The 22,796-nt window shown below is 65.4% G+C and carries 22 protein-coding genes; 6 read left to right on the top strand and 16 right to left on the bottom strand.

Annotated features, from left to right (window positions below; translation table 11 throughout):
- Window positions 1–88 precede the first annotated feature (88 nt).
- The 6 genes from BDO18943_RS15325 to BDO18943_RS15300 all read right to left on the bottom strand — a co-directional run bounded on the left by BDO18943_RS15325 (window position 89) and on the right by BDO18943_RS15300 (window position 6,701).
- On the bottom strand, window positions 89–1,501 hold the full coding sequence (locus BDO18943_RS15325; RefSeq protein WP_235996048.1) for a TolC family protein: 1,413 nt from the start codon (window positions 1,499–1,501) through the stop codon (window positions 89–91).
- Window positions 1,502–1,785: 284 nt separating this feature from the next.
- A complete protein-coding gene (locus BDO18943_RS15320; protein WP_175023070.1) occupies window positions 1,786–3,318 on the bottom strand; it encodes an amino acid permease in 1,533 nt (510 codons plus the stop codon).
- A gap of 102 nt (window positions 3,319–3,420) precedes the next feature.
- Window positions 3,421–3,885 (bottom strand): Lrp/AsnC family transcriptional regulator, encoded by a 465-nt coding sequence (locus tag BDO18943_RS15315; protein ID WP_175023068.1) that lies wholly within the window; start codon window positions 3,883–3,885, stop codon window positions 3,421–3,423.
- A gap of 98 nt (window positions 3,886–3,983) precedes the next feature.
- Window positions 3,984–4,742: a dimethylarginine dimethylaminohydrolase family protein gene (locus BDO18943_RS15310; RefSeq protein WP_175023066.1), complete on the bottom strand. Its 759-nt coding sequence runs from the start codon at window positions 4,740–4,742 to the stop codon at window positions 3,984–3,986.
- 208 nt (window positions 4,743–4,950) lie between these two features.
- Window positions 4,951–6,201 (bottom strand): DUF1479 domain-containing protein, encoded by a 1,251-nt coding sequence (locus BDO18943_RS15305; RefSeq protein ID WP_175023064.1) that lies wholly within the window; start codon window positions 6,199–6,201, stop codon window positions 4,951–4,953.
- A 110-nt stretch (window positions 6,202–6,311) separates the two neighbouring features.
- A complete protein-coding gene (locus BDO18943_RS15300; RefSeq protein WP_175023062.1) occupies window positions 6,312–6,701 on the bottom strand; it encodes a VOC family protein in 390 nt (129 codons plus the stop codon).
- Between the two features lie 72 nt (window positions 6,702–6,773).
- Here BDO18943_RS15300 and BDO18943_RS15295 point away from each other — a divergent pair, with 72 nt between their 5' ends.
- Window positions 6,774–7,751 carry a helix-turn-helix domain-containing protein gene (locus BDO18943_RS15295; protein WP_175023060.1) on the top strand — a complete coding sequence of 326 codons (978 nt, stop codon included), beginning with the start codon at window positions 6,774–6,776 and terminating at the stop codon, window positions 7,749–7,751.
- A gap of 90 nt (window positions 7,752–7,841) precedes the next feature.
- On the opposite strand, the gene gltA is transcribed toward BDO18943_RS15295, so the two are convergent.
- The 7 genes from gltA to BDO18943_RS15260 form a co-directional block, all read right to left on the bottom strand.
- Window positions 7,842–9,143, bottom strand: coding sequence for a citrate synthase (gene gltA / locus BDO18943_RS15290; RefSeq protein ID WP_049097329.1), 1,302 nt, complete (start codon window positions 9,141–9,143; stop codon window positions 7,842–7,844).
- A gap of 53 nt (window positions 9,144–9,196) precedes the next feature.
- Window positions 9,197–9,469: an FAD assembly factor SdhE gene (locus tag BDO18943_RS15285; RefSeq protein ID WP_011355742.1), complete on the bottom strand. Its 273-nt coding sequence runs from the start codon at window positions 9,467–9,469 to the stop codon at window positions 9,197–9,199.
- Window positions 9,470–9,476: 7 nt separating this feature from the next.
- On the bottom strand, window positions 9,477–10,178 hold the full coding sequence (locus tag BDO18943_RS15280; protein WP_011355743.1) for a succinate dehydrogenase iron-sulfur subunit: 702 nt from the start codon (window positions 10,176–10,178) through the stop codon (window positions 9,477–9,479).
- A 21-nt stretch (window positions 10,179–10,199) separates the two neighbouring features.
- Window positions 10,200–11,978: a succinate dehydrogenase flavoprotein subunit gene (sdhA, locus tag BDO18943_RS15275; protein ID WP_043177662.1), complete on the bottom strand. Its 1,779-nt coding sequence runs from the start codon at window positions 11,976–11,978 to the stop codon at window positions 10,200–10,202.
- A gap of 3 nt (window positions 11,979–11,981) precedes the next feature.
- Window positions 11,982–12,350 (bottom strand): succinate dehydrogenase, hydrophobic membrane anchor protein, encoded by a 369-nt coding sequence (gene sdhD, locus BDO18943_RS15270; protein WP_011355745.1) that lies wholly within the window; start codon window positions 12,348–12,350, stop codon window positions 11,982–11,984.
- A 4-nt stretch (window positions 12,351–12,354) separates the two neighbouring features.
- Window positions 12,355–12,771, bottom strand: a complete 417-nt coding sequence (sdhC, locus tag BDO18943_RS15265; RefSeq protein WP_034185792.1) for a succinate dehydrogenase, cytochrome b556 subunit — start codon at window positions 12,769–12,771, stop codon at window positions 12,355–12,357.
- 171 nt (window positions 12,772–12,942) lie between these two features.
- Window positions 12,943–13,776, bottom strand: coding sequence for a GntR family transcriptional regulator (locus tag BDO18943_RS15260; RefSeq protein WP_175023093.1), 834 nt, complete (start codon window positions 13,774–13,776; stop codon window positions 12,943–12,945).
- Between the two features lie 288 nt (window positions 13,777–14,064).
- Between BDO18943_RS15260 and BDO18943_RS15255 the strand changes: the two genes are divergently transcribed.
- From BDO18943_RS15255 to acnA, 5 genes are all read left to right on the top strand, one after another.
- The gene (locus BDO18943_RS15255) at window positions 14,065–15,051 is read left to right on the top strand and encodes a malate dehydrogenase (RefSeq protein WP_043177668.1); all 987 of its coding nucleotides are present in this window, start codon (window positions 14,065–14,067) and stop codon (window positions 15,049–15,051) included.
- A gap of 184 nt (window positions 15,052–15,235) precedes the next feature.
- Complete coding sequence (locus tag BDO18943_RS15250; protein WP_175023091.1) at window positions 15,236–16,243, top strand: HpcH/HpaI aldolase/citrate lyase family protein; 1,008 nt, start codon at window positions 15,236–15,238, stop codon at window positions 16,241–16,243.
- A gap of 230 nt (window positions 16,244–16,473) precedes the next feature.
- Complete coding sequence (locus BDO18943_RS15245; RefSeq protein ID WP_043177672.1) at window positions 16,474–16,989, top strand: hypothetical protein; 516 nt, start codon at window positions 16,474–16,476, stop codon at window positions 16,987–16,989.
- Window positions 16,990–17,011: 22 nt separating this feature from the next.
- Window positions 17,012–18,463: a bifunctional 2-methylcitrate dehydratase/aconitate hydratase gene (locus BDO18943_RS15240; protein WP_175023058.1), complete on the top strand. Its 1,452-nt coding sequence runs from the start codon at window positions 17,012–17,014 to the stop codon at window positions 18,461–18,463.
- A 52-nt stretch (window positions 18,464–18,515) separates the two neighbouring features.
- On the top strand, window positions 18,516–21,233 hold the full coding sequence (acnA, locus tag BDO18943_RS15235; RefSeq protein ID WP_175023055.1) for an aconitate hydratase AcnA: 2,718 nt from the start codon (window positions 18,516–18,518) through the stop codon (window positions 21,231–21,233).
- 104 nt (window positions 21,234–21,337) lie between these two features.
- Here the strand turns inward: acnA and BDO18943_RS15230 are convergent, their stop codons facing one another.
- Genes BDO18943_RS15230 through BDO18943_RS15220 form a run of 3 tightly spaced genes read right to left on the bottom strand, consistent with a single transcriptional unit; the run spans window position 21,338 to window position 22,523 of the window.
- Window positions 21,338–21,772 carry a DUF1801 domain-containing protein gene (locus tag BDO18943_RS15230; protein WP_175023053.1) on the bottom strand — a complete coding sequence of 145 codons (435 nt, stop codon included), beginning with the start codon at window positions 21,770–21,772 and terminating at the stop codon, window positions 21,338–21,340.
- Window positions 21,769–22,200, bottom strand: a complete 432-nt coding sequence (locus BDO18943_RS15225) for an SRPBCC family protein (RefSeq protein WP_175023051.1) — start codon at window positions 22,198–22,200, stop codon at window positions 21,769–21,771. Before BDO18943_RS15225 ends, BDO18943_RS15230 begins: the two co-directional genes overlap by 4 nt.
- A complete protein-coding gene (locus BDO18943_RS15220; protein WP_175023049.1) occupies window positions 22,200–22,523 on the bottom strand; it encodes an ArsR/SmtB family transcription factor in 324 nt (107 codons plus the stop codon). Before BDO18943_RS15220 ends, BDO18943_RS15225 begins: the two co-directional genes overlap by 1 nt.
- Between the last annotated feature and the right edge of the window lie 273 nt (window positions 22,524–22,796).

Genomic DNA, 22,796 nt, shown 5'->3' with positions numbered 1-22,796 from the left:
CCCGGCGCACGGCGCAAGCGCGGAAAGCGCGACGGCGAATGCTGCCGCGCGGCGGCGTGTAAGGCAATTCAGGACTGCTGGCATGAAGTCAACGCTGGGGAGAGTCGGTGGAAAAGGCATCGGGGACGGCACTGCCGAGCAACGCCTGCAGGCCGATGCGTTGCTCGGCGAGCGCATCGCGCTGCGTCGCCACGTCGATCCGCTTCGTCAGCGCGACAAGCTGCGCGTCGGTGTACTGGCCGAGCGCGATATCGTGCGCGGCATACGCGTGCCCGGCATGCTCGGCGGCCCGTTCGAGCGCGGGCAGCGCAGCCTCGTCCTGCGCAAGCTGCTCCGTCGCGAGACGGGAATCGGCACGCAGGTGCGCGATATCGGCATAGGCGACGTTCAGCCGCGACTGGTATTCGTCGCCCAGCCGCTGGCGGGTTGCCTGCTCGATCGCGACGTTGCCGCGGTTGCGATTGAAGATCGGCAGGCTCAGCGCAATCTGAAAGCCGGTCGTATAAATGCCCGACGTGTCGCGTGCCCGATTGAAGCCGACATTCAGGCTCGGAAACTGGTTCAGGATCGCGGCGCGATATTTCTGCTCCTGCGCGTCGTAGCCGGCCTGCAGCGCGATCAGGTCGGGCCGCCGCTGCGGCAGCGCGGCCACTGCGGCGTCGAGCGTCGCATCGGTCAGCGGCACCGCCCGGTCGGAGCCGGCCAGTCGCAGTTCGACGTCCGGTGCGAGCCCGAGCAGCGCGTTCAGGTCGTGGTGCGTCTGCTCGCGTGCACGCACCATGTCGTCGTATTGCTTGCGCGCATCGCTGCAGGCAGTCGACGCGACGCTGACGACGTCATCCGTCACATTGCCCGCCTGCCGCGCATGCGCGATCCGCTCGTAGCGCGCCGTGTTGAGCGCGCGCGCCTGCGCGAGCAGCGGCAACGTCGCGTCCTCGTAGCGCGCCTTCGTGTACAGCTGCTTCGCCTGCGCGACGACCTGCCACTCCTGCCACAGCAGACCAAGATCGGTCTTGCGCACAGTCGCGTCGGCGGACCGCTTGTTCGCATTGCGCGTGACGATCGCCATCACGTCCATGCTCAGGCCGTAGTTGAACGCGCGCTCGAGACCGGCCGCGCCCGGGAAATCGCTCGACACCGACAGTTGCGGATCAGGCAGCAGGCCCGCGGAAAACGCCTGCGCTTGTGCAATCCCGAGATCGTCGCGCGCAAGCTTCAGGTCGGGATTGTTCGCGACCGCGAGCATCGCGATTTCCTCGATGTCGAAGCCATCGGATGGATCGAAGCGATGCGCAGCCAGTTCCGGCAGCGGCATGGCCGCCGGATCGATGCGAATCCGGTTCAGCGCGTCGGTGGTGGTCAGTGTCGCGCGCGGGGTCAACGGTCGCGGGTGGTATGCCGTGCAGCCGCCGAGCACGACGGCACACGACACGGCACCGGCAAGCGCCGCACGCAAACAGCAAGCGGAGAACGACGACGAAGCAAGCGGAGAGCGGGACAACGGTCGCTCCTGAGCGGATGAACGTGAGAATGGACGCGTCCGCGACAGGTCGAGGCAAACGCGACGCCATTATCTCGACCGCTTGCTTAAGGGCCGATTAAGCAGCCGCCGAACGGGCTGCGAAAGGATTGCGCGGGTGGCGCGCGATGGACGAGCGCGACATGAAAGTGTCACGCACCCGCACCGAGCGCCAGTCGAAAGGGAATCGACAGAAAGCGATGTACCCCGGGCACGCGAGATGCCGGGCGAGCGCATCGATCGCCCGGCAGCGTACGTGCCATCGCTCAGTTGCCGCGCCCGGGCCGGCTCGCCCCTGCATCGACCGCCTCGACCGAACGCGTCAGCCACGGCCCGATGTCCATCTCCTCGTAGCGCACGAGCCGGCTCTTGCGCGCGCGGCGATACGCCCACCAGATCGCGACGAACAGCGGAATCCACACGTAGATCGACAGCACTTCCATCCAGTCGATGCGGGCCGCGAAGAACGCCTGATAGTCCTGCCCGAGCGAGATCACGATGCAGATCGCGATCGCGAACAGCGGCCCGAACGGGAACCATTTCGCGCGGTACGGCAGTTGATCGAGCCGGTAGCCCTGCTTCAGGAAGCCCTTGCGGAACCGGTAATGGCACACCGCGATGCCGAGCCACGCGATGAAGCCCGTGATGCCGACCGTATTCAGCAGCCACAGATAGATGCTCTGGTTGTTGGTCAACGACGTGAGGAAGCACAGCCCGCCGACGGCCATCGTCGCGTACAGCGCGTTGCGCGGCACGCCGCCCGGCGACAGCGTCGCGAACATCGCGGGCGCGCGCCCTTCCGCGGCGAGGTTGTACAGCATCCGCGTCGCCGCGTAGGTGCCGGAATTGCCGGCCGACAGCACGGCCGTCAGGATCACGAGATTCATCGCGCCGGCCGCGAGCCGGAAGCCCGCATGGCTGAACACCAGCGTGAACGGACTCACGCCGATGTCGGTCACGTCGCTCTTCAACAGGTTCGGATCCGTGTACGGCACGAGCAGGCCGATCACGAAGATCGCAAACACGTAGAACAGCATGATCCGCCAGAAGATCTGCTTCACCGCGCGCGGGATCGTCTGGCGCGGATTCTCGGATTCGCCGGCCGTGATCCCGACCAGTTCGGTGCCGAGAAACGAGAAGCCCGCGATCAGCGCGACGCTCATCATCGCGTGCACGCCGCCGACGAACGGCGCGTCGCCGGTCGTGAAGTTGCGCAGGCCGACCGGATGCCCGTTCCCGATCAGGCCGGCGGCGATCAGCAACCCGGCCGCGATGAACGCGACCACGGTGACGACCTTGATCAACGAGAACCAGTATTCCGATTCGCCGAAGCCACGCACCGACAGCGTATTCAGCAGGAAGATCAGCACGAGAAAGCCCGCGCCCCACCAGATGCCAGGTATGGTCGGAAACCAGTAGCGCATCACGATCTGCGCGGCGACCAGCTCGATCGCGATCGTCACGGCCCAGCTGTACCAATAGGTCCAGCCGAGCGCGACGCCGAAGCCTTCGTCGACGTACTTCTCGCCGTAGATCGCAAACGAGCCCGATACCGGCATCAGCGCGGCCATCTCGCCGAGGCCCGTGACGACGAAGTACACCATCAGCCCGATCGCGATATACGCGGCGATCGCGCCGCCCGGCCCCGCCTGCGCGACCGACGCCCCCGATGCGACGAACAGCCCCGTGCCGATCGAGCCGCCGATCGCGATCATCGCGATGTGGCGGCCCTGCAGACGACGCTTCAGCGTCGTTCCGGACGGCGCGGCCGTCTCCGCTGCCGCTTGCAAAGCATCCATAGTGTTCACCCTGATTGGATTCGGGGCGGGCGATTTGATTCGGAATGCGAATCGCCCAACCCGGTCATTCGCGTCGAAACCGGCCCTTCCCGGCCGGCCGCCTCACACGACGCCGCGCTTGATCGCCTGCAGTTCGGCCGTCGTCACGATCTTCTCGATCCGGAACCGCGGGCTTTCCAGCCACGCGTTCGCGATCCGCCGGTACTCGTCGAGATCCTCGCACGCGAGCCGCACGAGAAAATCGAACGTGCCGCTGACGAGCCAGCAATCGAGCACGGCCGGATTCGCCCGCATTTCGTCCTCGAACGGCGCCTGCGAACGCCCGTGGTCGGCCAGCGTGATCTGCGCGATCACGACGATCGGCTTGGTCGCGCGCGGCGCCTTGATCACCGCGCGGTACCCTTCGATCACGCCGAGCGCCTCGAGCCGCTCCACGCGCGCCTGGCACGGCCGCGGCGTGAGGTTCACGAGCTCCGACAGCTTCCGGTAGGAAATCCGTCCGTCGGTGCGCAGGATGTCGAGGATCCGGAGATCGATCTTGTCGAGCTGCATCTTCTTGTCGGTCATCCGCGTTCGCTCCGGTCGGATCGTGGCTGGTGCGCGGAACGTCTCCGTTGCCGCGCGGGGGCCACATTATCCGGCCGAAGCGGCCGCGCGCCAATCGGCTAGAACCGCAGCGACAGGCAGGTCAGCCCGCCGTCCATCTTGCGGAACTCGCTCGTGTCGATCACGTGCAGCGGCAGCCCGAGCGACGTGATCGCATCGTGCACGCGCGGGTAGCCGGCCGGGGTGATCAGCGTGCCGTTCACGCGCAGCGTGTTGCCCGCGTATTCGTCGGCGGCCGAGATCGCGATCCGGCGATAGTCGGCGAACGCCGGATGCGCGGCCAGCGCTTCGGTCACGAGCAGCGTGTCGTCGCCGAGCGCGTTGACGACCGACTTGAGATGCAGGCCGGCGCCCACCGGCACCGCGACGACCGAGTAGCCGTAGCGCGACACCAGCGATTCGAATGCGGCGATGCCTTCGGCGTCGGTGCGGCCCGTCAGGCCGATGTAGAAGCGCTTGCCGACCTGCATCACGTCGCCGCCGTCGAGGCGGCCGTCCTGCATCGGCAGCAGGTCGCGATGTGCGGCCAGTGCCGCTTCGATATGCACCGTCTCGCCGCGTCGCGCGGGCGCACCCGGGCGCGTGATCACCGCGAATTCCGGCGTCACGACCGCGGTGTCCTCGACGAAGTGCGAATCGGGGAACGCGTCCAGCGGCGGCAGTTCGGTCAGCTCGACGCCGAGCGTGCGCAGCGCTTCACAGTAGGCGTGAAACTGCGTGAGCGTCTTGTCGTAGTCGGGCGCGCCGAGCTCGGCGGTGGTCAGGCCCGCGCCACAGGACGGCGCGGGGCGGCGAACGATCGCTTGCGTGAATTGCATCGACTCCTCCATGGTCAGCGCCACACCCGTGCTTCAACGGGGCGGCTGCGTTGTGTCCGGACCATTATCGGAAGCCAAATTGCGCAATTCGCGTCGATTTCGGCGGCGCCGACAGCCGATTGCGTCGAATTGCACGCGGTACGCAGCGGATTCGGCAAACGGCCGTTCACCGTCCGGCGAACGGCCACCTTCGCCTGCGGTGTGCCTGCTACGCGCCCGGCCCGACACCCATCTGCGAACGGCCGAGTGCCGTGAGATCGCCCTCCCCGCCGCGCCCGTCGAATTCGACCTCGAAATGATCGGCCGGAAAATCGGGCGGGCTCTCGCCGCGCAGGAACGCAGCCCGCTGGCGCTGCAGGTACGCGTCGTTCTTCGCGCAACCTGGCGCGGCTGCGATGTACATCACGTTGCTGTCGCCATTGCCGCGATGCGCATCCTCGACCGCGTGCACGACGTCGCCATGCCAGAACACCGCGTCGCCCGGCGCCATGTGCGGGATCGGCACCAGCGCGTCGAGCAGCAGCGCGTGCCATTCGGGCCGGATCGACAGCGCGCGGCCGGGGCGCGCGCCGCACAGGTCGTCTTCGGCGACATCGTCCTGCAGCGCGCGCAGCACGACGTAGGCCATCGCGTTCGCGACCGGGATCAACTGCAGCGTACCGTCGCCGGGCCCCTGCGGCGTCAGCGCGGTCCAGCCCTGGAACGTGCGGAACATCGAGCACACGGCCGGCGACGGGATCTCCTCGACGTCCGGACGGAACGACGCATCGAACGGGTCGTAATCGCGCCAGCGGCCCGCCAGCACGTGACGGTAGACCTGGCGGAAATTCGCGCCGAGCCAGCGTTCGACGGACCCGCCGTCGACGTGCGGCGACAGCCCGAGCGACGTCGAGCCGGGCGGGCGGCGGCGAATCCGGTCCGCATAGGCCGGCACCTGATCGGGATCGAAGTGCGTACGCCCGCCTTCCGCGTGCCGCCACAGGCGGTTGAGGAACACACGTGCCTGGGTCAGCGCCAGAGACTGGCGCGCAGCCACCTGCGGCTTCGACCAGTAGACGCCGTAGATCTGCGGCTTGCCCGACGCGAGATTGCCGAAATAGCGGTCTTCGGCGCGTGCGTGCAGCCGCTCGGCGAAGCGGTTCGCGTCCAGGTACGCGCCGATCTCGTCGTTCCAGTCGCGCGCCTGCTGCGCATCGAATACACCGCGAATCACGACCGCGCCATGCGTGCGGATCGCGGCAACCACGTGCGGATCGACAGTTCCGCCCGCGATGTCCGCGAACGGCACCACCGGAATCACGTCATGGCCATGCGCATGCGTGCGGCGAATCGCGTCGACCTGCCGCGCAATGTCGCCCTCCAGTTCGCGGAACGTGGCCGCATAACCGGGCAGATCGGCGCGCAGCCCCCTTTTCGCCGCGCGAATCGCGGCAGGCAGGTCGTCAATCGTCAGTTGCATCGTGGTCTCCTCGCTGACAGGTGTCGTGACGTGCTGTCAGCGTACGGCCGGCACGCGACCGCCATCACCGTTATCCGGCCAACTATCGATACAATCCTGACAATCGTGCGTCACTCGGGACGATGGCAGACCACGCAGAGCTTGTTGCCGTCCGGATCGCGGAAATAGGCGCCGTAGTAGTCGCGGTGATAGTCCGGCCGCAGGCCCGGCGGCCCTTCGCAGGTGCCGCCATGGCGCAGCGCGAGTGCGTGGCAGCGATCGACGTGCGCGCGCGTCGGCGCAACGAACGCGATCGTGTGGCCATTGCCCGGTTCGGGCTCACGGCCGTCGAGCGGCTGGCCGAAGAAGAACAGCGGCCGGTCGGCGTCGGCCGGCATCCAGCCCGACCAGCCGTCCGGCTCGCGGAATTTCAGGCGCAGCCCGAGTTCCGCGAACAGCGGCGCGTAGAAATCGTAGGCGCGCGCGGTGTCGGTCACACCCACGCAAACATGTGAAAACATCGCATCGCTCCGTCGTGACGAATGCTCACGATCATGCCACGGCGCGATGCCCGCCCTCGCCCGGAGGCCGCGATGAAACCGCAGTACGAGCACGTGACGTTCGCCCCCGGCTGTTCGATCCGCGTGTATCACCGCCAGCTCGCGCGCATCCCGTTCGAATGGCATCGCCATCCCGAATACGAACTGACGCTGACGCTCAACAGCCGCGGCCAGCGCTTCATCGGCGATCACGTCGAGCGCTACGCGGACGACGATCTGGTACTCGTGCCGCCCAACCTGCCGCATACCTGGTCGTCGAACGCACGCATCGATCGCGATGCGCCCGAAGTCGCGCTCGTCATCTGGTTCGACGGCGACTGGGTGCGGCGGCTGGCCGACTGTTGCCCCGAATACGCGCCGCTGCGCTCGCTGCTGCGGCGTGCCGCACCGGGCCTGCGCTTCGATGCGGACGCGGCCCGCGCGATGCGCGCGCGGCTACCGCAGTTGCTCGATCCGTCGCCGCGCACACGACTCGCAGCCGTGCTCGACACGCTCGCCGATCTCGCGGACGCCACCGGCGAACCGCTCGCCACCGCACACGCATACGACCGCGCCGACGGCACGGCACCGCCCGCCGACGCGGCCGCCCCCGAAGCCGAACGCCTCGATCGCGTGCTCGACGCAATCGACCGGCACTTCCACGAACCGCTGCGCGTCGACACGCTCGCCGCCGCTGCGCACATGTCCGAACGCACGCTGCAGCGCCTGTTCGTCCGGCATCTCGGCGAAAGCGTCGGCCGCTACGTGCAGCGGCTGCGGCTCGCGCATGCGTGCCGTCATCTCGTCGGCACCGACTGGCCGATCGCGACCGTGGCTGCGCGCTGCGGCATTCCGAATGCCGCGAACTTCAACCGCCAGTTCCTCGCCGCGCGCGGGATGACGCCCGGCGCATACCGGCAGTTCTTCGTGCAGCACGGCCACGCGCCCGATGACGACGCGCCCGCACTCGACACGCGCCCGCCGTCGCTGGAACACCGCGCCGGCCCGGATGAACCCCGGCCGCACAAATGAAAACACCCCGACGGGATGACCCGTCGGGGTGTCATGGCGTTGCGATCGCCCGACGCGAGCGGCCTGCCGGCCGTTCGCGCCGCGCACGACTTAACGTGCGTTGAGCGGCTTCGCTTCGCGCGGCGTATCGCCGATGAACAGCTGACGCGGACGGCCGATCTTCTGTTCCGGATCGCCGATCATTTCGTTCCACTGTGCGATCCAGCCGACCGTACGTGCCATCGCGAAGATACACGTGAACATCGACGTCGGGATGCCCAGCGCGCGCTGGACGATGCCCGAGTAGAAGTCGACGTTCGGGTACAGCTTGCGCGACACGAAGTATTCGTCTTCCAGCGCGATCTTCTCGAGCTGCATCGCGAGCTTGAACAGCGGGTCGTCGTGCAGGCCCAGTTCGTTCAGCACTTCGTAGCACGTTTCGCGCATCAGCTTCGCACGCGGGTCGTAGTTCTTGTACACGCGGTGACCGAAGCCCATCAGCTTCACGCCCGAATTCTTGTCCTTCACCTGCTTGATGAACTCGGGGATGTTGTCCGGCGAACCGATCTGCTCGAGCATGTTCAGCGCGGCTTCGTTCGCACCACCGTGCGCCGGGCCCCACAGACAGGCGATACCGGCCGCGATACATGCGAACGGGTTCGCGCCCGACGAACCGGCCAGGCGGACGGTCGACGTCGATGCGTTCTGCTCGTGATCGGCGTGCAGGATCAGGATACGGTCGAGTGCGCGGACGAGCACGTCGTTGACCTTGTACTCTTCGCACGGGTTCGAGAACATCATGTGCATGAAGTTCGCGCTGTACGACAGCGAGTTCTTCGGATACACGAACGGCTGACCGATGCTGTACTTGTACGCCATCGCGACGAGCGTCGGCAGCTTCGCGATCATGCGGATCGCCGACACTTCACGGTGACGCGGATCGTTGATGTCGAGCGAGTCGTGGTAGAACGCGGACAGCGCGCCGACTGCGGCGACCAGGATCGCCATCGGGTGCGCGTCGCGGCGGAAGCCACGGAAGAAGAAGTGCATCTGCTCGTGCACCATCGTGTGCTTCGTGACGGTGTCGACGAATTCCTTCTTCTGCGCTGCGTTCGGCAGCTCGCCCTTCAGCAGCAGGTAGCAGCTTTCGAGGAAGTCCGCGTTTTGCGCGAGGTTGTCGATCGGGTAGCCGCGGTACAGCAGCTCGCCCTTGTCGCCGTCGATGTACGTGATCGCCGAATTACAAGCTGCCGTCGACATGAAGCCCGGGTCGTACGTGAACTTGCCGGTCTGGCCGTACAGCTTGCGGATGTCGATCACGTCCGGGCCCATCGTGCCCTTGTAGATCGGCATTTCGACGCTCGGCGAGTTGTCGCTGAACGATAGCGTGGCTTTTACATCAGACGGAGTCATGGCACATCCTCAATCGAAATATAGAAACGGGATTCGATAACGGGCGTAACGCGTTACACGTTGCGCAGCATCTCCAACAGCCGGTGAATATCCGGGCTGTCTAGGTCGCCTTCTGGTTCCTTGCGCGCGAGGAGCAAGTCCATCAGGTCGTTGTCGCTCAGATCGAGCAGGCGCGACAACGCGCCTACGTCTGCATCGGTGAGGTCATGCTCGTATCTGCTGAAGAAACGCTCGAAGATGATGTCGTTTTCCAGCAGACCCCGCCGCGCACGCCAGCGGAGGCGTGCGCGACGGTGCGGGTCGGATTGATGCGAATCGTCGCTCATCTCGACCTTAAACCGCGCGGCGGACCATCAGTTCCTTGATCTTGCCGATCGCCTTCGTCGGGTTCAGGCCCTTCGGGCAAACGTCGACGCAGTTCATGATCGTGTGGCAACGGAACAGACGATACGGGTCTTCCAGGTTGTCGAGACGCTCGCCGGTGGCCGTGTCACGGCTGTCCGCGATGAAGCGGTAAGCCTGCAGCAGGCCGGCCGGGCCGACGAACTTGTCCGGGTTCCACCAGAAGCTCGGGCACGACGTCGAGCAGCTCGCACACAGAATGCACTCGTACACGCCGTCGAGCTCGTCGCGCTCTTCCGGCGACTGGAGGCGTTCCTTCTCCGGCGGCGGCGCGTCGTTGATCAGGTACGGCTTGATCGAGTGGTACTGGTTGAAGAAGTGCGTCATGTCGACGATCAGGTCGCGCACGACGGGCAGGCCCGGCAGCGGACGCAGCACGATCTTCTGCGGCAGGTCGTTCAGGTTCGTCAGGCACGCGAGACCGTTCTTGCCGTTGATGTTCATCGCGTCCGAACCGCACACGCCTTCGCGGCACGAACGGCGGAACGACAGCGTCTCGTCAACGGCCTTCAGCTTGACCAGTGCGTCGAGCAGCATGCGCTCGTGCTCGAGCTCCAGCTCGTACGTCTGCATGCGCGGCGCTGCGTCCTTGTCCGGATCGTAGCGGTAGACTTCAAAAATGCGTTTTGCCATTTCGGATTCCTTTGACTCGGCTTAGAACGTGCGCGGCTTCGGCGGCACGGATTCGACCGTCAGCGGCTTCATTTGAACCGGCTTGTAGTCGAGGCGATCGCCTTCGCTGTACCACAGCGTGTGGCGCAGCCAGTTGTCGTCGTCGCGGTGTTCGTAGTCGCTGTGAGCGTGTGCGCCACGGCTTTCCTTACGTGCTTCCGCCGACACCATCGTTGCGCGAGCAACTTCGATCAGGTTCTCCAGCTCGAGCGCTTCGACGCGCGCGGTGTTGAACACCTTCGACTTGTCCTTCAGGTGGATGTTTTCCACACGTGCCTTCAGGCCGGCCATCTCGTCGACGCCTTCCTTCAGCAGTTTCGACGTGCGGAACACGCCTGCGTGCTTCTGCATCGTCGAGCGGATGTCGTTCGCGACGTCCTGCGTGTATTCGCCCGAGGTCGACTTGTCGAGCTTCGCCAGGCGCGCCAGCGAGAATTCGCCTGCATCGGCCGGCAGCGGCTTGTGTTCCTTCTGGTTCTTCACGTGCTCGACGATGTGGTTGCCGGCCGCACGGCCGAACACCACGAGGTCCAGCAGCGAGTTCGTGCCGAGGCGGTTCGCGCCGTGCACGGACACGCACGAGCATTCGCCCACTGCGTAGAAGCCGTTGACCGGATCCTTGTGACCGCCGCGCGACGTGCCGACGACCTGACCGTGGATGTTGGTCGGGATGCCGCCCATCTGGTAGTGGATCGTCGGGACGACCGGGATCGGTTCCTTGATCGCGTCGACGTTCGCGAACTTCAGCGCGATTTCGCGGATCGACGGCAGACGCTTCATGATCGTCTCGGCGCCGATGTGCGACAGGTCGAGCAGCACGTGATCCTTGTTCGGACCCACGCCACGGCCTTCCTTGATTTCCTGGTCCATCGAACGCGACACGAAGTCACGCGGCGCCAGATCCTTCAGCGTCGGCGCGTAGCGCTCCATGAAACGCTCGCCGTTCGCGTTGCGCAGGATACCGCCTTCGCCGCGCACGCCTTCGGTGATCAGCACGCCCGCGCCGGCCACGCCGGTCGGGTGGAACTGCCAGAACTCCATGTCCTGCAGCGCGATGCCCGAACGCGCAGCCATGCCGAGGCCGTCGCCGGTGTTGATGAACGCGTTGGTCGATGCCGCGAAGATCCGGCCTGCGCCGCCCGTCGCGAACAGCGTGGTCTTGCCTTCCATGATGTAGACGTCACCCGTCTCCATCTCGAGGGCCGTCACGCCGAGCACGTCGCCTTCCGCGTCGCGGATCAGGTCGAGCGCCATCCATTCGACGAAGAACTGCGTCTTCGCTTCGACGTTCTGCTGGTACAGCGTGTGCAGCAGCGCGTGACCGGTACGGTCGGCGGCCGCGCAAGCGCGCTGGACCGGCTTCTCGCCGTAGTTCGCGGTGTGGCCGCCGAACGGGCGCTGGTAGATCGTGCCGTCCGCGTTACGGTCGAACGGCATGCCGAAGTGCTCGAGTTCGTACACGACGTTCGGCGCTTCACGGCACATGAATTCGATCGCGTCCTGGTCGCCGAGCCAGTCGGAGCCCTTGATCGTGTCGTAGAAGTGGAAGTGCCAGTTGTCTTCGCTCATGTTGCCGAGCGACGCGCCGATACCGCCCTGCGCGGCGACCGTGTGCGAACGGGTCGGGAACACCTTCGACAGCACGCCGACCGACAGGCCCGCGCGCGACAGTTGCAGCGCTGCGCGCAAGCCGGAGCCGCCCGCGCCGACGATCACCACGTCAAACTTGCGACGCGGGAGGTTAGATTTGATTGCAGCCATTCTTTACACTCTCCAGAGAATCTGCGCGGCGTAGCCCGCACATGCGAGCAGCCAGACGATGGTCAGCGATTGCAGCAGCAGGCGCACACCGACGGGCTTCACGTAGTCCATCCAGATGTCGCGCACGCCGACCCATGCGTGGTAGAAGAGGGAAAGCAGCATCACGAAGGTCGCGAGCTTCATCCATTGCGCGGCGAAGATCGAGGCCCAGCCTTCGTACGAAAAATCGTGCGCGCCGAAGAACAGGACGAGCAGGATGACCGTGTAGACCGCCATGATCGTGGCGGTGATGCGTTGCGCGAGCCAGTCGCGCAGGCCGTAGTGCGCGCCGACGACGAGGCGCTTCGAGCCGATTCGGTTATTGGCTGCCATTTTCTTAGAATGCTCCGAACAGTTTGAGTGCCATGGCGATCGTCAGGGCGATCGAGACGACAAAGACGACGACTGCCGTCCGCTTGCCGCCTTCCTTCGTGACGGCGTCGTGATTGACGTCCATCAGCAGGTGGCGAATGCCGGCGCAGAAATGGTGGAAGAAGGCCCACGACAGTGCGAGGACGATCAGCTTGACGATGATGTTGGAGAGGAAAGCCTTGAAGACTTCGAAGCTGAGCTCGGACGTGAGGCTCTGGTCGAAGAGGAACAGCAGGAACGGCAGGAACAAGAACAGCAGCGCGCCGCTGACTCGATGGAGAATCGACAATATCGCTGCCAGCGGCATGCGATATTTCATCGTGATATCGCCGAATCCGATGTTCCGGTATTCCGGCCTCGGCTTTCTTACTGCATCAGTCATGCTAGACCCCTACTATGTTGTCACACTAATCCGCGATTTTAGCGCCTTTTTATATCGCGCTGCAGCGAAAGTCTGCTCTGGATAGTTGCGCGAACAAGAACAAAAGGCGGCCCGAAACGTGCTTCGCGAACGTGGGGAACGCGAACGCACTCGGCTTGAGCCGATACACCGTCAACTCAAGTCATTCTGATAGTAGTACCCGGTTGTGACATACCAGCCGCGACGCACTTCCACCGGCCGGTCTCCGTATGTATAGGACACGCGCTCGACCGACAGCAAAGGAAAACCCGTCGGCACGTGCAGCAGGTCGGCCACCGCCGGCTCCGCCGCGACCGCGCGGATCTTTTCCGTCGCGCGGATCATCCGCGTGCCGAACTCCGTCTCGAACATCGCGTAGAGCGGCCCCTTGTACTCGCTCAGCCGCTCGAACGTAAGGCCGCGGAACATCGCGCCCGGCAGCCAGATTTCGTCGAGCACCGTCACTTCCTTCTCGAACTCCAGCAGACGGCGCACCTGCACGACGGGATCGGCCGGCTTCATGTCGAGCTGCCGCGCGATCTCGGCCGGCGCGCGCAGGCGCCGGCATTCGAGCAGGCGGCTCACGTGCGGATGCTCGGCACCGTCGTCGGCCAGCAGGCGGAGGAAGCGGAACTGCGCGCGATCCTCATTGTGCGTCGCAACAAAAGTACCCTTGCCCTGCCGCCGGACCACGAGGTTTTCGGCGGCCAGCTCGTCGATCGCCTTGCGGACGGTGCCCTGGCTGACCTTGTAGCGGGCCGCGAGCTCCACCTCGCTCGGGATGATCTCGCCCGGCTTCCATTCACCGGATTCGAGACTTTGCGTGATCAATGACTTAATCTGCTGGTATAACGGGCTGAACGTCGGCGACGGCGACGGCGGCGGCGCCGCAGGCGAAGGTGCGGGATCGCTCGCGCCCGGCTGCCCTGGGCCGCCTGCGCCGGTCTGATTCGCGGTATTCGCCTGGTTCGATGTCATGGCGCGCATTTCATCACAAACCGCACTTTTAAGTCCACTCAATTTCCGCAAAACATCTGTCTTATATAAGACATATGATACCGTTTGACTTTGAGCCGGACGGCTCCTACACTCCGGGTCGAGCAAGGGTTCGCGGGTGCAAAAGCGCGTCCCCGGCTACGTGCCACGGCCGTCTCCAGGTTCACCGCGTCTGCCATCGCGAGTCCTCCGCCCTGCCTCAATGCAACACTCAGCACAACGCGCATAGAATGGCGTTTTCGCGAGTGTCCAACGCTTCACCCGTCCTGGAGATTTTCAATGGCTAAGCCCGCAAAGCGTGTTGCCGTCACCGGCGCCGCAGGTCAAATCGCTTACTCCCTGCTGTTCCGCATCGCGAACGGCGATCTGCTCGGCAAGGACCAGCCGGTCATCCTGCAACTGCTCGACCTCCCGCAAGCCCAAGGCGCCGTCAAAGGCGTCGTGATGGAACTCGACGATTGCGCGTTCCCGCTGCTGTCGGGCGTCGTGATCACCGATGATCCGAAGGTCGCATTCAAGGATGCCGATGTCGCACTGCTGGTCGGCGCACGTCCGCGCTCGAAGGGCATGGAACGCAAGGACCTGCTGTCGGCAAACGCCGAAATCTTCACGGTTCAGGGCGCTGCGCTGAACGAAGTCGCAAGCCGCGACGTGAAGGTGCTGGTCGTCGGCAACCCGGCGAACACCAACGCGTACATCGCGATGAAGTCGGCACCGGATCTGCCGAAGAAGAACTTCACGGCGATGCTGCGCCTCGACCACAACCGCGCGCTGTCGCAGCTCGCAGCGAAGTCGGGCAAGCCGGTCGCATCGATCGAGAAGCTCGCCGTGTGGGGCAACCACTCGCCGACGATGTACCCCGACTTCCGCTTCGCGACCGCCGAAGGCGAGTCGATGCTGAAGCTGATCAACGACGACGTGTGGAACCGCGACACGTTCATCCCGACCGTCGGCAAGCGCGGCGCGGCGATCATCGAAGCGCGCGGCCTGTCGTCGGCAGCGTCGGCAGCCAATGCGGCGATCGACCACGTGCGTGACTGGGTTCTCGGCACGAACGGCAAGTGGGTCACGATGGGCATCCCGTCGGACGGCTCGTACGGCATCCCCGAAGACATCATCTACGGCGTGCCGGTCGTTTGCGAAAACGGCGAGTACAAGCGCATCGAAGGCCTGGAAATCGACGCGTTCTCGCGCGAGAAGATGGACGGCACGCTGGCCGAGCTGCTCGAAGAGCGCGATGGCGTCGCCCACCTGCTGAAGAACTAAGCATCACGCATCTTGCCGGGCTGCCCTCGGGCAGCCCGGTCTCGGCCCGGGCCGGCATGCCGCCGGCGCGGGCCGACCGATCCGATCCGCGCACGTTTTGCCGCCCGCGCCCGCCGCGCCCTGGCCCAGAACGCGCCCGAATCCGATTTTCTCCACGTTGACCCGCTTCCCTGACGTAGACGAGATGGCCGCGCTCACTCCTGCACAAGTGCTGTACGACGGGGCGTCCCCGCCCGCGATCCTGCCCTGTTGCGATCACTACGCGGGCAGCGAAAAGCTGATGCGCAAGTCGCTCGCGCTGCAGGCCGAAACGGGCCCCGTTTTCGACATCACGCTCGACTGCGAAGACGGCGCGGCCGTCGGCCAGGAGGCCGCGCACGCGGCACTCGTCGCCGAACTGCTCGGCAGCGCCGAGAACCGCTTCGGCCGCGTCGGCGTCCGTATCCACGACTTTTCCCACCCGCACTGGCGCGACGACGTGCGCATCGTGCTGCGTGCGGCGCGCGCCCCCGCCTACATCACGCTCCCGAAGATCGCGAGTGCCGCCGACGCAGCCGAAATGACCGCGTTCATCGAAGGCACGCGCCGCGAGCTCGGCATCGCGCAGCCGATCCCGGTCGACGTGCTGGTCGAGACGCACGGCGCGCTCGCGCAGGCGGCCGCCCTCGCCGCGCTGCCGACGGTCGGCACGCTGAGCTTCGGGCTGATGGATTTCGTCTCCGCGCACCATGGCGCGATTCCCGATTCCGCGATGCGCTCGCCGGGCCAGTTCGAGCATCCGCTCGTGCGCCGCGCGAAGCTGGAAATCGCCGCGGCCTGCCACGCGCACGGCAAGACGCCGTCGCACAACGTGACGACCGAGGTGCGCGACATGGGCATCGTCGCCGGCGATGCACGCCGCGCGCGCGACGAATTCGCATTCACGCGGATGTGGAGCATCCACCCCGCGCAGATCCGCCCGATCGTCGACGCATTCGCGCCGCGCACCGACGAGGTCGCGCTGGCCGCCGAGATCCTGCTGGCCGCGCAGGCCGCCGACTGGGGGCCGACGCGCCACGGTGATACGCTGCACGATCGCGCGAGCTACCGGTATTACTGGTCGGTGCTGCGCCGCGCACGGGCCACCGGCCAGCCCGTACCGGCCGAGGCCGCGCCGCTGTTCGGGCCGGCCACCGCGGGCAGCGTGCCGTAAGCGCGCGCCGCCGGCCGAGACACGAGATTCATGCATTCGACGACGCGCGAACCGGATAGAGTTTTGCGAAACGACAAAAAACGTAACGGAGCCCGAAAACCTGATATATACGCGGCCAAATAGGTGAAAATAGCGGCCGCTGCGCGCTTTCGGGGCGCGTGCAGTTTCAAACCGGCCGGCCGCTTCGATTGCCGGCCCTTGTCAACTGATTATCGAAAGGTTCTGACTCCATGAAGAAACTCCTGATCGCTACCGCCATCGGCGCCTTGTCCGCCACGATGCTGGTGTCGGCTCCGAGCGCGTTTGCCCAGGGTACGGCCACGACGACGGCGAAGAAGGCCACGGCCAAGCGCCCGGCGCCGGCCAAGCGCATCATCCCGCGCAGCAAGAAGGCGCAGGCACGCGCAGCCGCCAAGGTCGATCCGGTACCGGACGGCGCGGTCAAGTGGTCCTGTAAGGAAGGCCTGTCGTTCGACCTCGCCGGCGACATGAAGCGCGACCAGGTCGTTACGGTTCACTGGGCGAAGAAGAACTACAAGCTGCCGCGTCAAGCCACGACGACGGGCGCCGACACGTTCTACGATCCGGCAGCAGGCTTCAAGCTGATCGTGATCCCGACCAAGGCAATGCTGTTCTCGGACGCAAACGGCGGCGAACGCCTCGCGGACGAATGCGTGACGCCGGAAATGGCACAAGGCACGGCTGCGCCGACGCAATCGAACGAGCTGAAGCCGGCAACGAACTAAGCGCGTTCCCATCGGCCCCTCGATGTCCGCCCCGGTCTCCAACGTCCGCCGTGCTCCGGATACGGTACTCGTCGATATCGTCGACTACGTGCTGAACACCGGTATCGACAGCGCGCTCGCGCTGGAGACGGCGCGTCATTGCCTGATCGACACGCTCGGGTGCGGACTCGAGGCGCTGTCCTACCCTGCCTGCACCAAGCTGCTCGGCCCCGTCGTGCCCGGCACGATCGTGCCGAACGGCGCGAAGGTGCCCGGCACGTCCTTCCAGCTCGATCCCGTCCAGGCCGCGTTCGGCATCGGCACGATGATCCGCTGGCTGGACTTCAACGACACCTGGCTCGCCGCCGAATGGGGTCATCCGTCCGACAACCTCGGCGGGATCCTGGCGACGGCCGACTGGCTCTCCCGCACGGCCGTCGCGGCCGGCCGGAAGCCGCTCCTGATGCGCGACGTACTGGTCGCGATGATCCAGGCCCACGAGATCCAGGGCTGCCTCGCCCTCGAGAATTCGTTCAACGCAGTCGGGCTCGACCACGTGCTGCTCGTGAAGGTCGCGTCGACCGCCGTCGTCGGCCGGCTGCTCGGGCTCACGCGCGACGAGCTGATCAACGCGGTATCCAATGCGTTCCTCGACGGCCAGGCGCTGCGCACTTACCGCCACGCACCGAACACCGGCTCGCGCAAGTCATGGGCGGCCGGCGACGCCACGTCCCGCGCGGTGCGCCTCGCGCTGATCGCGAAAACGGGTGAAATGGGCTACCCGTCGGCGCTCACCGCCAAGACCTGGGGCTTCTACGACGTGCTGTTCGACGGCAAGCCGTTCCGCTTCCAGCGCCCGTACGGCACGTACGTGATGGAAAACGTGCTGTTCAAGATCGCGTTCCCCGCCGAATTCCACGCGCAAACGGCCGCTGAGGCCGCGCTGCAGCTGCACGCGCAGCTCGCCGCCGCGGGCCGCACGACCGACGAGATCAGCCGGATCACGATCCGCACGCACGCGGCCGCGATCCGCATCATCGACAAGCAGGGCCCGCTCGCCAATCCGGCCGACCGCGACCACTGCATCCAGTACATGGTCGCCGTGCCGCTGCTGTTCGGCCGGCTGACCGCGGCCGACTATGAAGATTCGGCCGCCGCCGATCCCCGCATCGACGCGCTGCGCGCAAAGACCGTGTGCGTCGAGGATCCGCAGTTCACGAAGGATTACCACGACCCGGACAAGCGCTCGATCGCGAATGCACTGACGATCGAGTTCGCGGACGGATCGAAGCTTGCCGAAGTGGCGGTCGAATACCCGCTCGGTCATCAGCGACGCCGCACCGAAGGCATCCCGCTCCTGGTCGAGAAATTCAGAACCAACCTCGCCCGCCGCTTCCCGGCAAAGCAGCAACAAGCGATTCTCGACGTGTCGCTGGACCAGGCAAAGCTCGAAGCGATGCCGGTCGATGAGTACGTCGACTTGTATGTGATATAGCCGTCATCTACAGGACACGTTGTTTCCTAGCCTTAAACCCAGGAAAATCACCATGGCCCACAATCTCCACAAGACCCTCAAGGAATTCGACAGCGGTTCCGGCAAAGGCAAGTTCTACTCGCTGCCGCAGCTCGGCAAGGAACTGAAGACGAAGATCGAACGCCTGCCGGTGTCGATCCGTATCGTGCTCGAATCCGTGCTGCGCAACTACGACGGCAAGAAGATCACCGAAGAGCACATCGAGCAGCTGGCGAACTGGAAGCCGACGGCCAAGCGCGTCGACGAGATCCCGTTCGTGGTGTCGCGCGTCGTGCTGCAGGACTTCACGGGCGTGCCGCTGCTCGCCGACATCGCGGCCATGCGCGGCGTCGCGGAGCGTACGGGCAAGAACCCGAAGAAGATCGAGCCGCTGGTCCCGGTCGATCTCGTCGTCGACCACTCGGTCCAGATCGACTACTTCCGCCAGAAGGATGCGCTCGACCTGAACATGAAACTGGAATTCCAGCGCAACAACGAGCGCTACCAGTTCATGAAGTGGGGCATGCAGGCATTCGACACGTTCAAGGTCGTGCCGCCGGGCGTCGGCATCGTCCACCAGGTGAACCTCGAATACCTCGCGCGCGGCGTCCACAAGAAGGCGGACGGCGGCGACACCGTGTACTACCCGGATACCCTCGTCGGCACGGACAGCCACACGACGATGATCAACGGCATCGGCGTGGTCGGCTGGGGCGTGGGCGGCATCGAGGCTGAAGCCGGCATGCTCGGCCAGCCGGTGTACTTCCTGACGCCGGACGTCGTCGGCGTCGAGCTGAAGGGCAAGCTGATCGAAGGCGTGACGGCCACCGACCTGGTGCTGACCATCACCGAAATGCTGCGCAAGGAGAAGGTCGTCGGCAAGTTCGTCGAATTCTTCGGCGAAGGCACGAAGTCGCTGTCGCTGCCGGACCGCGCAACGATCGGCAACATGGCGCCGGAATACGGCGCGACGATGGGCTTCTTCCCGGTCGACGAAAAGACGATCGACTACTTCGAAGGCACGGGCCGCACGAAGGCGGAAATCGCCGCGTTCGAAAACTACTTCAAGGCGCAGAAGCTGTTCGGCATCCCGAAGGCCGGCGACATCGACTACACGAAGGTCGTGACGCTCGACCTGGCGACGGTCGCCCCGTCGCTGGCCGGCCCGAAGCGCCCGCAGGACCGCATCGAGATCGGCAACGTCAAGTCGACGTTCACCGACCTGTTCTCGAAGCCGGTGGCGGACAACGGCTTCGCGAAGAAGGCGGACGATCTGGCCACGCAATACACGACGAGCAACGGCGTCGACGTGAAGAACGGCGATGTGCTGATCGCCGCGATCACGTCGTGCACGAACACGTCGAACCCGAGCGTGCTGCTGGCCGCCGGCCTGCTCGCAAAGAAGGCGGTCGAGGCCGGCCTCACGGTCGATCCGAAGATCAAGACCTCGCTCGCGCCGGGATCGCGCATCGTCACCGAGTACCTGACGAAGACGGGCCTGCTGCCCTACCTGTCGAAGCTCGGCTTCGAACTCGCCGCCTACGGCTGCACGACCTGTATCGGCAACGCGGGCGACCTGACGCCGGAGCTGAACGAAGCGATCACGAAGAACGACATCGTCGCGGCCGCCGTGCTGTCGGGCAACCGCAACTTCGAGGCGCGCATCCACCCGAACATCCGCGCAAACTTCCTCGCGTCGCCGCCGCTGGTCGTCGCGTACGCGATCGCCGGCAACATCACGCGCGACCTGATGACCGAGCCGGTCGGCAAGGGCAAGGGTGGCCGCGACATCTACCTCGGCGACATCTGGCCGTCGAGCGAGGAAATCCATGCGCTGCTCAAGTACGCGCTCGATCCGGAAAAGTTCGAGAAGAACTACGCGCACCTGACCAAGAAGGGCGACCTCTGGAGCAAGATCGAGGGCGAAACGGGCCAGGTCTACGACTGGCCGAAGTCGACCTACATCGCCGAGCCGCCGTTCTTCGGCAACGACTTCTCGATGGAACCGGCTGCATCGATCCCGACGGTCAAGGGCGCGCGCGCACTGGGCATCTTCGGTGACTCGGTCACGACCGACCACATCAGCCCGGCAGGCTCGATCAAGGAAGACTCGCCGGCAGGCAAGTGGCTGAAGGAAAACGGCGTGCAGAAGGCCGACTTCAACAGCTATGGCTCGCGCCGCGGCAACCACGACGTGATGATGCGCGGCACGTTCGCAAACGTCCGGATCAAGAACCTGATGATCCCGGCCAAGGCAGACGGCACGCGCGTCGAAGGCGGCCTGACGATCCACCAGCCGAGCGGCGAACAGCAGTCGATCTACGACGCGGCCATGCAGTACGTCGGCGCGGATACGCCGACGGTCGTGTTCGCGGGCGAAGAGTACGGCACGGGCTCGTCGCGCGACTGGGCCGCCAAGGGCACGCAACTGCTCGGCGTGAAGGCCGTGATCGCCCGCAGCTTCGAGCGCATCCACCGCTCGAACCTGGTCGGCATGGGCGTGCTGCCGCTGCAGTTCAAGGGCGCGGACAGCATCCAGTCGCTCGGCATCACCGGCGACGAAACGTACGACATCGAAGGCCTCGGCGACGACTTCAAGCCGCAGCAGGATGTTACGCTCGTGATCAACCGCAAGAACGGCGAATCGCAGCGCGTGCAGGTGCTGCTGCGCATCGATACGCCGATCGAAGTCGACTACTACAAGCACGGCGGTATCCTGCCGTTCGTGCTGCGCTCGCTGCTCGCAGCGTAAGCGCCCTGCTTTTGCAGGTGCCGCAGCCGCCTCGCGGCGGTTGCGGCCGATTTGGAAGCCCGACCTCGTGTCGGGCTTTTTTTTGCCCGCGGTTCAGGCGGGCGTCATGCCGCCTTGCTGCTGCGTGGCTTCGCGGCCGCACCTGCCCGCGCATTCTTCTTCAGATGCGTGCGGTTGTAGTCAATCGCCGCGCGTACGAGGTTCTTCAGCGCCCGCTTGTCGAGCTTGTCGCCTTCGAAGAAATCGATCGCGCGCCGCGCATTGCCGTCGAGGCCGTCGTTGAACAGCTGGTCGGGATCGGGCAGCTTCGCGCCGTGCATGAAGGTCAGCTTCACCTTGCCCTTGTGCGCGTTCGCGACCGCGATCATTCCGTCGCATTCCCACACGGGGCTGCCCATCCATTTCCATTCCTCGACGATGCCGTCGTCGGACGCGAGGATCGTCTGGCGGAGATCGGCGAACGTCTTGCCGCGCCAGTCGGCGATGCCGGCGATCAGCGCGTCGATACGCGCCGACGGCGTGAGGTCCGTGGTGCTCATGCGTGCGCCTCCGACCCTTCGTCGGGGCGGGCCAGCACCTGTTCGAGCGCGTCGAAGAACCGGACCCAGCCGTGCTGCGCACCGCGGTACGCCTGCTCCTGGTCGGTGCGGAAGCCGACCTGCTCCATCCTCAGATGCGTGCCGCCCGGCGTCGGCGTGAGCGTCCACGTGACGACGCTTTCGAGACCGTAAGCGGCCCACGTATAGGACAACGCGTGCGGCGGCTCGATCGTCAGGACCGTGCAGTCGACCGAACCCCAGTCCGCGCGGAAGCTGAAGGCGCGGCCCGCGACGGGCTCGAAGTCGCTCTTCATCAGCCACGCCTCGATCAGGTGCGGTTGAGTGAGCGCGCGCCAGATCTTCTCCGGCGGATGAGGCAGCTCCCGGTCGACGACGACGGAGCGCGTTTCGGTGGTGGCCTGGTTCATTACTGATCCATCCTTTTCAGAAGATCTTCGAGGGCATCGAACCGGTTCTGCCAGAAGCCGGCCATCTGGCTCGTCCAGTCGATCAATGGGGCCAGCGCTTGAGGCTGCGCGCTGTAGTGCGTCTGCCGGCCTTCGTGACGGTCGATCACGAGCCCGGCCTGCTTCAGGACGCCGAGATGCTTCGAGACGGCGGGCTGCGAGACGCCCGCATGGACCGTCAGCGCGGCAACCGTCAACTCGCCGTCCGCACACAGCCGCTCGAAGAGCGCGCGGCGGGTGGGATCGGCAAGCGTCCTGAAAAGCATGTCGTGTGCGTTCTGCATGTCCAAATCCATAACCCGATGGTTATGAATCGAAGCATATCCGCTGATCGACGCGCGTCAAGGCGGAATTTCACGAACGATGCCGCCCGATCTCGCTCGGGTCTGCTGTCCGCCGCTCCGGCGCGTACCCGCCTCCGAATTCGAGCATTCCCTCTAATTCGCCATCGCCGCATGCGATCCGAAAGTCGCCTGCAAGACTGCCGGAAGCACCGTTCCACAATTCGGGAAACGTTTGCGCTGGACCGGCCCCTTTTTTGTGCACGCGCGAATCCG

The sequence above is a fragment of the Burkholderia aenigmatica genome (assembly GCF_902499175.1).
Lineage (GTDB): Bacteria > Pseudomonadota > Gammaproteobacteria > Burkholderiales > Burkholderiaceae > Burkholderia > Burkholderia aenigmatica.
This window is presented reverse-complemented; position numbering and strand designations above follow the sequence as displayed.

Coding starts and splice junctions, on each gene's coding strand:
- sdhA (WP_043177662.1), bottom strand. CDS start 11,978: ATGGCTGCAATCAAATCTAACCTCCCGCGTCGCAAGTTTGACGTGGTG.
- sdhD (WP_011355745.1), bottom strand. CDS start 12,350: ATGGCAGCCAATAACCGAATCGGCTCGAAGCGCCTCGTCGTCGGCGCG.
- BDO18943_RS15280 (WP_011355743.1), bottom strand. CDS start 10,178: ATGGCAAAACGCATTTTTGAAGTCTACCGCTACGATCCGGACAAGGAC.
- BDO18943_RS15315 (WP_175023068.1), bottom strand. CDS start 3,885: ATGACCGACAAGAAGATGCAGCTCGACAAGATCGATCTCCGGATCCTC.
- BDO18943_RS15300 (WP_175023062.1), bottom strand. CDS start 6,701: ATGTTTTCACATGTTTGCGTGGGTGTGACCGACACCGCGCGCGCCTAC.
- BDO18943_RS15305 (WP_175023064.1), bottom strand. CDS start 6,201: ATGCAACTGACGATTGACGACCTGCCTGCCGCGATTCGCGCGGCGAAA.
- acnA (WP_175023055.1), top strand. CDS start 18,516: ATGGCCCACAATCTCCACAAGACCCTCAAGGAATTCGACAGCGGTTCC.
- BDO18943_RS15245 (WP_043177672.1), top strand. CDS start 16,474: ATGAAGAAACTCCTGATCGCTACCGCCATCGGCGCCTTGTCCGCCACG.
- BDO18943_RS15230 (WP_175023053.1), bottom strand. CDS start 21,772: ATGAGCACCACGGACCTCACGCCGTCGGCGCGTATCGACGCGCTGATC.
- BDO18943_RS15220 (WP_175023049.1), bottom strand. CDS start 22,523: ATGCAGAACGCACACGACATGCTTTTCAGGACGCTTGCCGATCCCACC.
- BDO18943_RS15285 (WP_011355742.1), bottom strand. CDS start 9,469: ATGAGCGACGATTCGCATCAATCCGACCCGCACCGTCGCGCACGCCTC.
- gltA (WP_049097329.1), bottom strand. CDS start 9,143: ATGACTCCGTCTGATGTAAAAGCCACGCTATCGTTCAGCGACAACTCG.
- BDO18943_RS15240 (WP_175023058.1), top strand. CDS start 17,012: ATGTCCGCCCCGGTCTCCAACGTCCGCCGTGCTCCGGATACGGTACTC.
- BDO18943_RS15225 (WP_175023051.1), bottom strand. CDS start 22,200: ATGAACCAGGCCACCACCGAAACGCGCTCCGTCGTCGTCGACCGGGAG.
- BDO18943_RS15310 (WP_175023066.1), bottom strand. CDS start 4,742: ATGCAATTCACGCAAGCGATCGTTCGCCGCCCCGCGCCGTCCTGTGGC.
- BDO18943_RS15320 (WP_175023070.1), bottom strand. CDS start 3,318: ATGGATGCTTTGCAAGCGGCAGCGGAGACGGCCGCGCCGTCCGGAACG.
- sdhC (WP_034185792.1), bottom strand. CDS start 12,771: ATGACTGATGCAGTAAGAAAGCCGAGGCCGGAATACCGGAACATCGGA.
- BDO18943_RS15295 (WP_175023060.1), top strand. CDS start 6,774: ATGAAACCGCAGTACGAGCACGTGACGTTCGCCCCCGGCTGTTCGATC.
- BDO18943_RS15260 (WP_175023093.1), bottom strand. CDS start 13,776: ATGCGCGCCATGACATCGAACCAGGCGAATACCGCGAATCAGACCGGC.
- BDO18943_RS15250 (WP_175023091.1), top strand. CDS start 15,236: ATGGCCGCGCTCACTCCTGCACAAGTGCTGTACGACGGGGCGTCCCCG.
- BDO18943_RS15255 (WP_043177668.1), top strand. CDS start 14,065: ATGGCTAAGCCCGCAAAGCGTGTTGCCGTCACCGGCGCCGCAGGTCAA.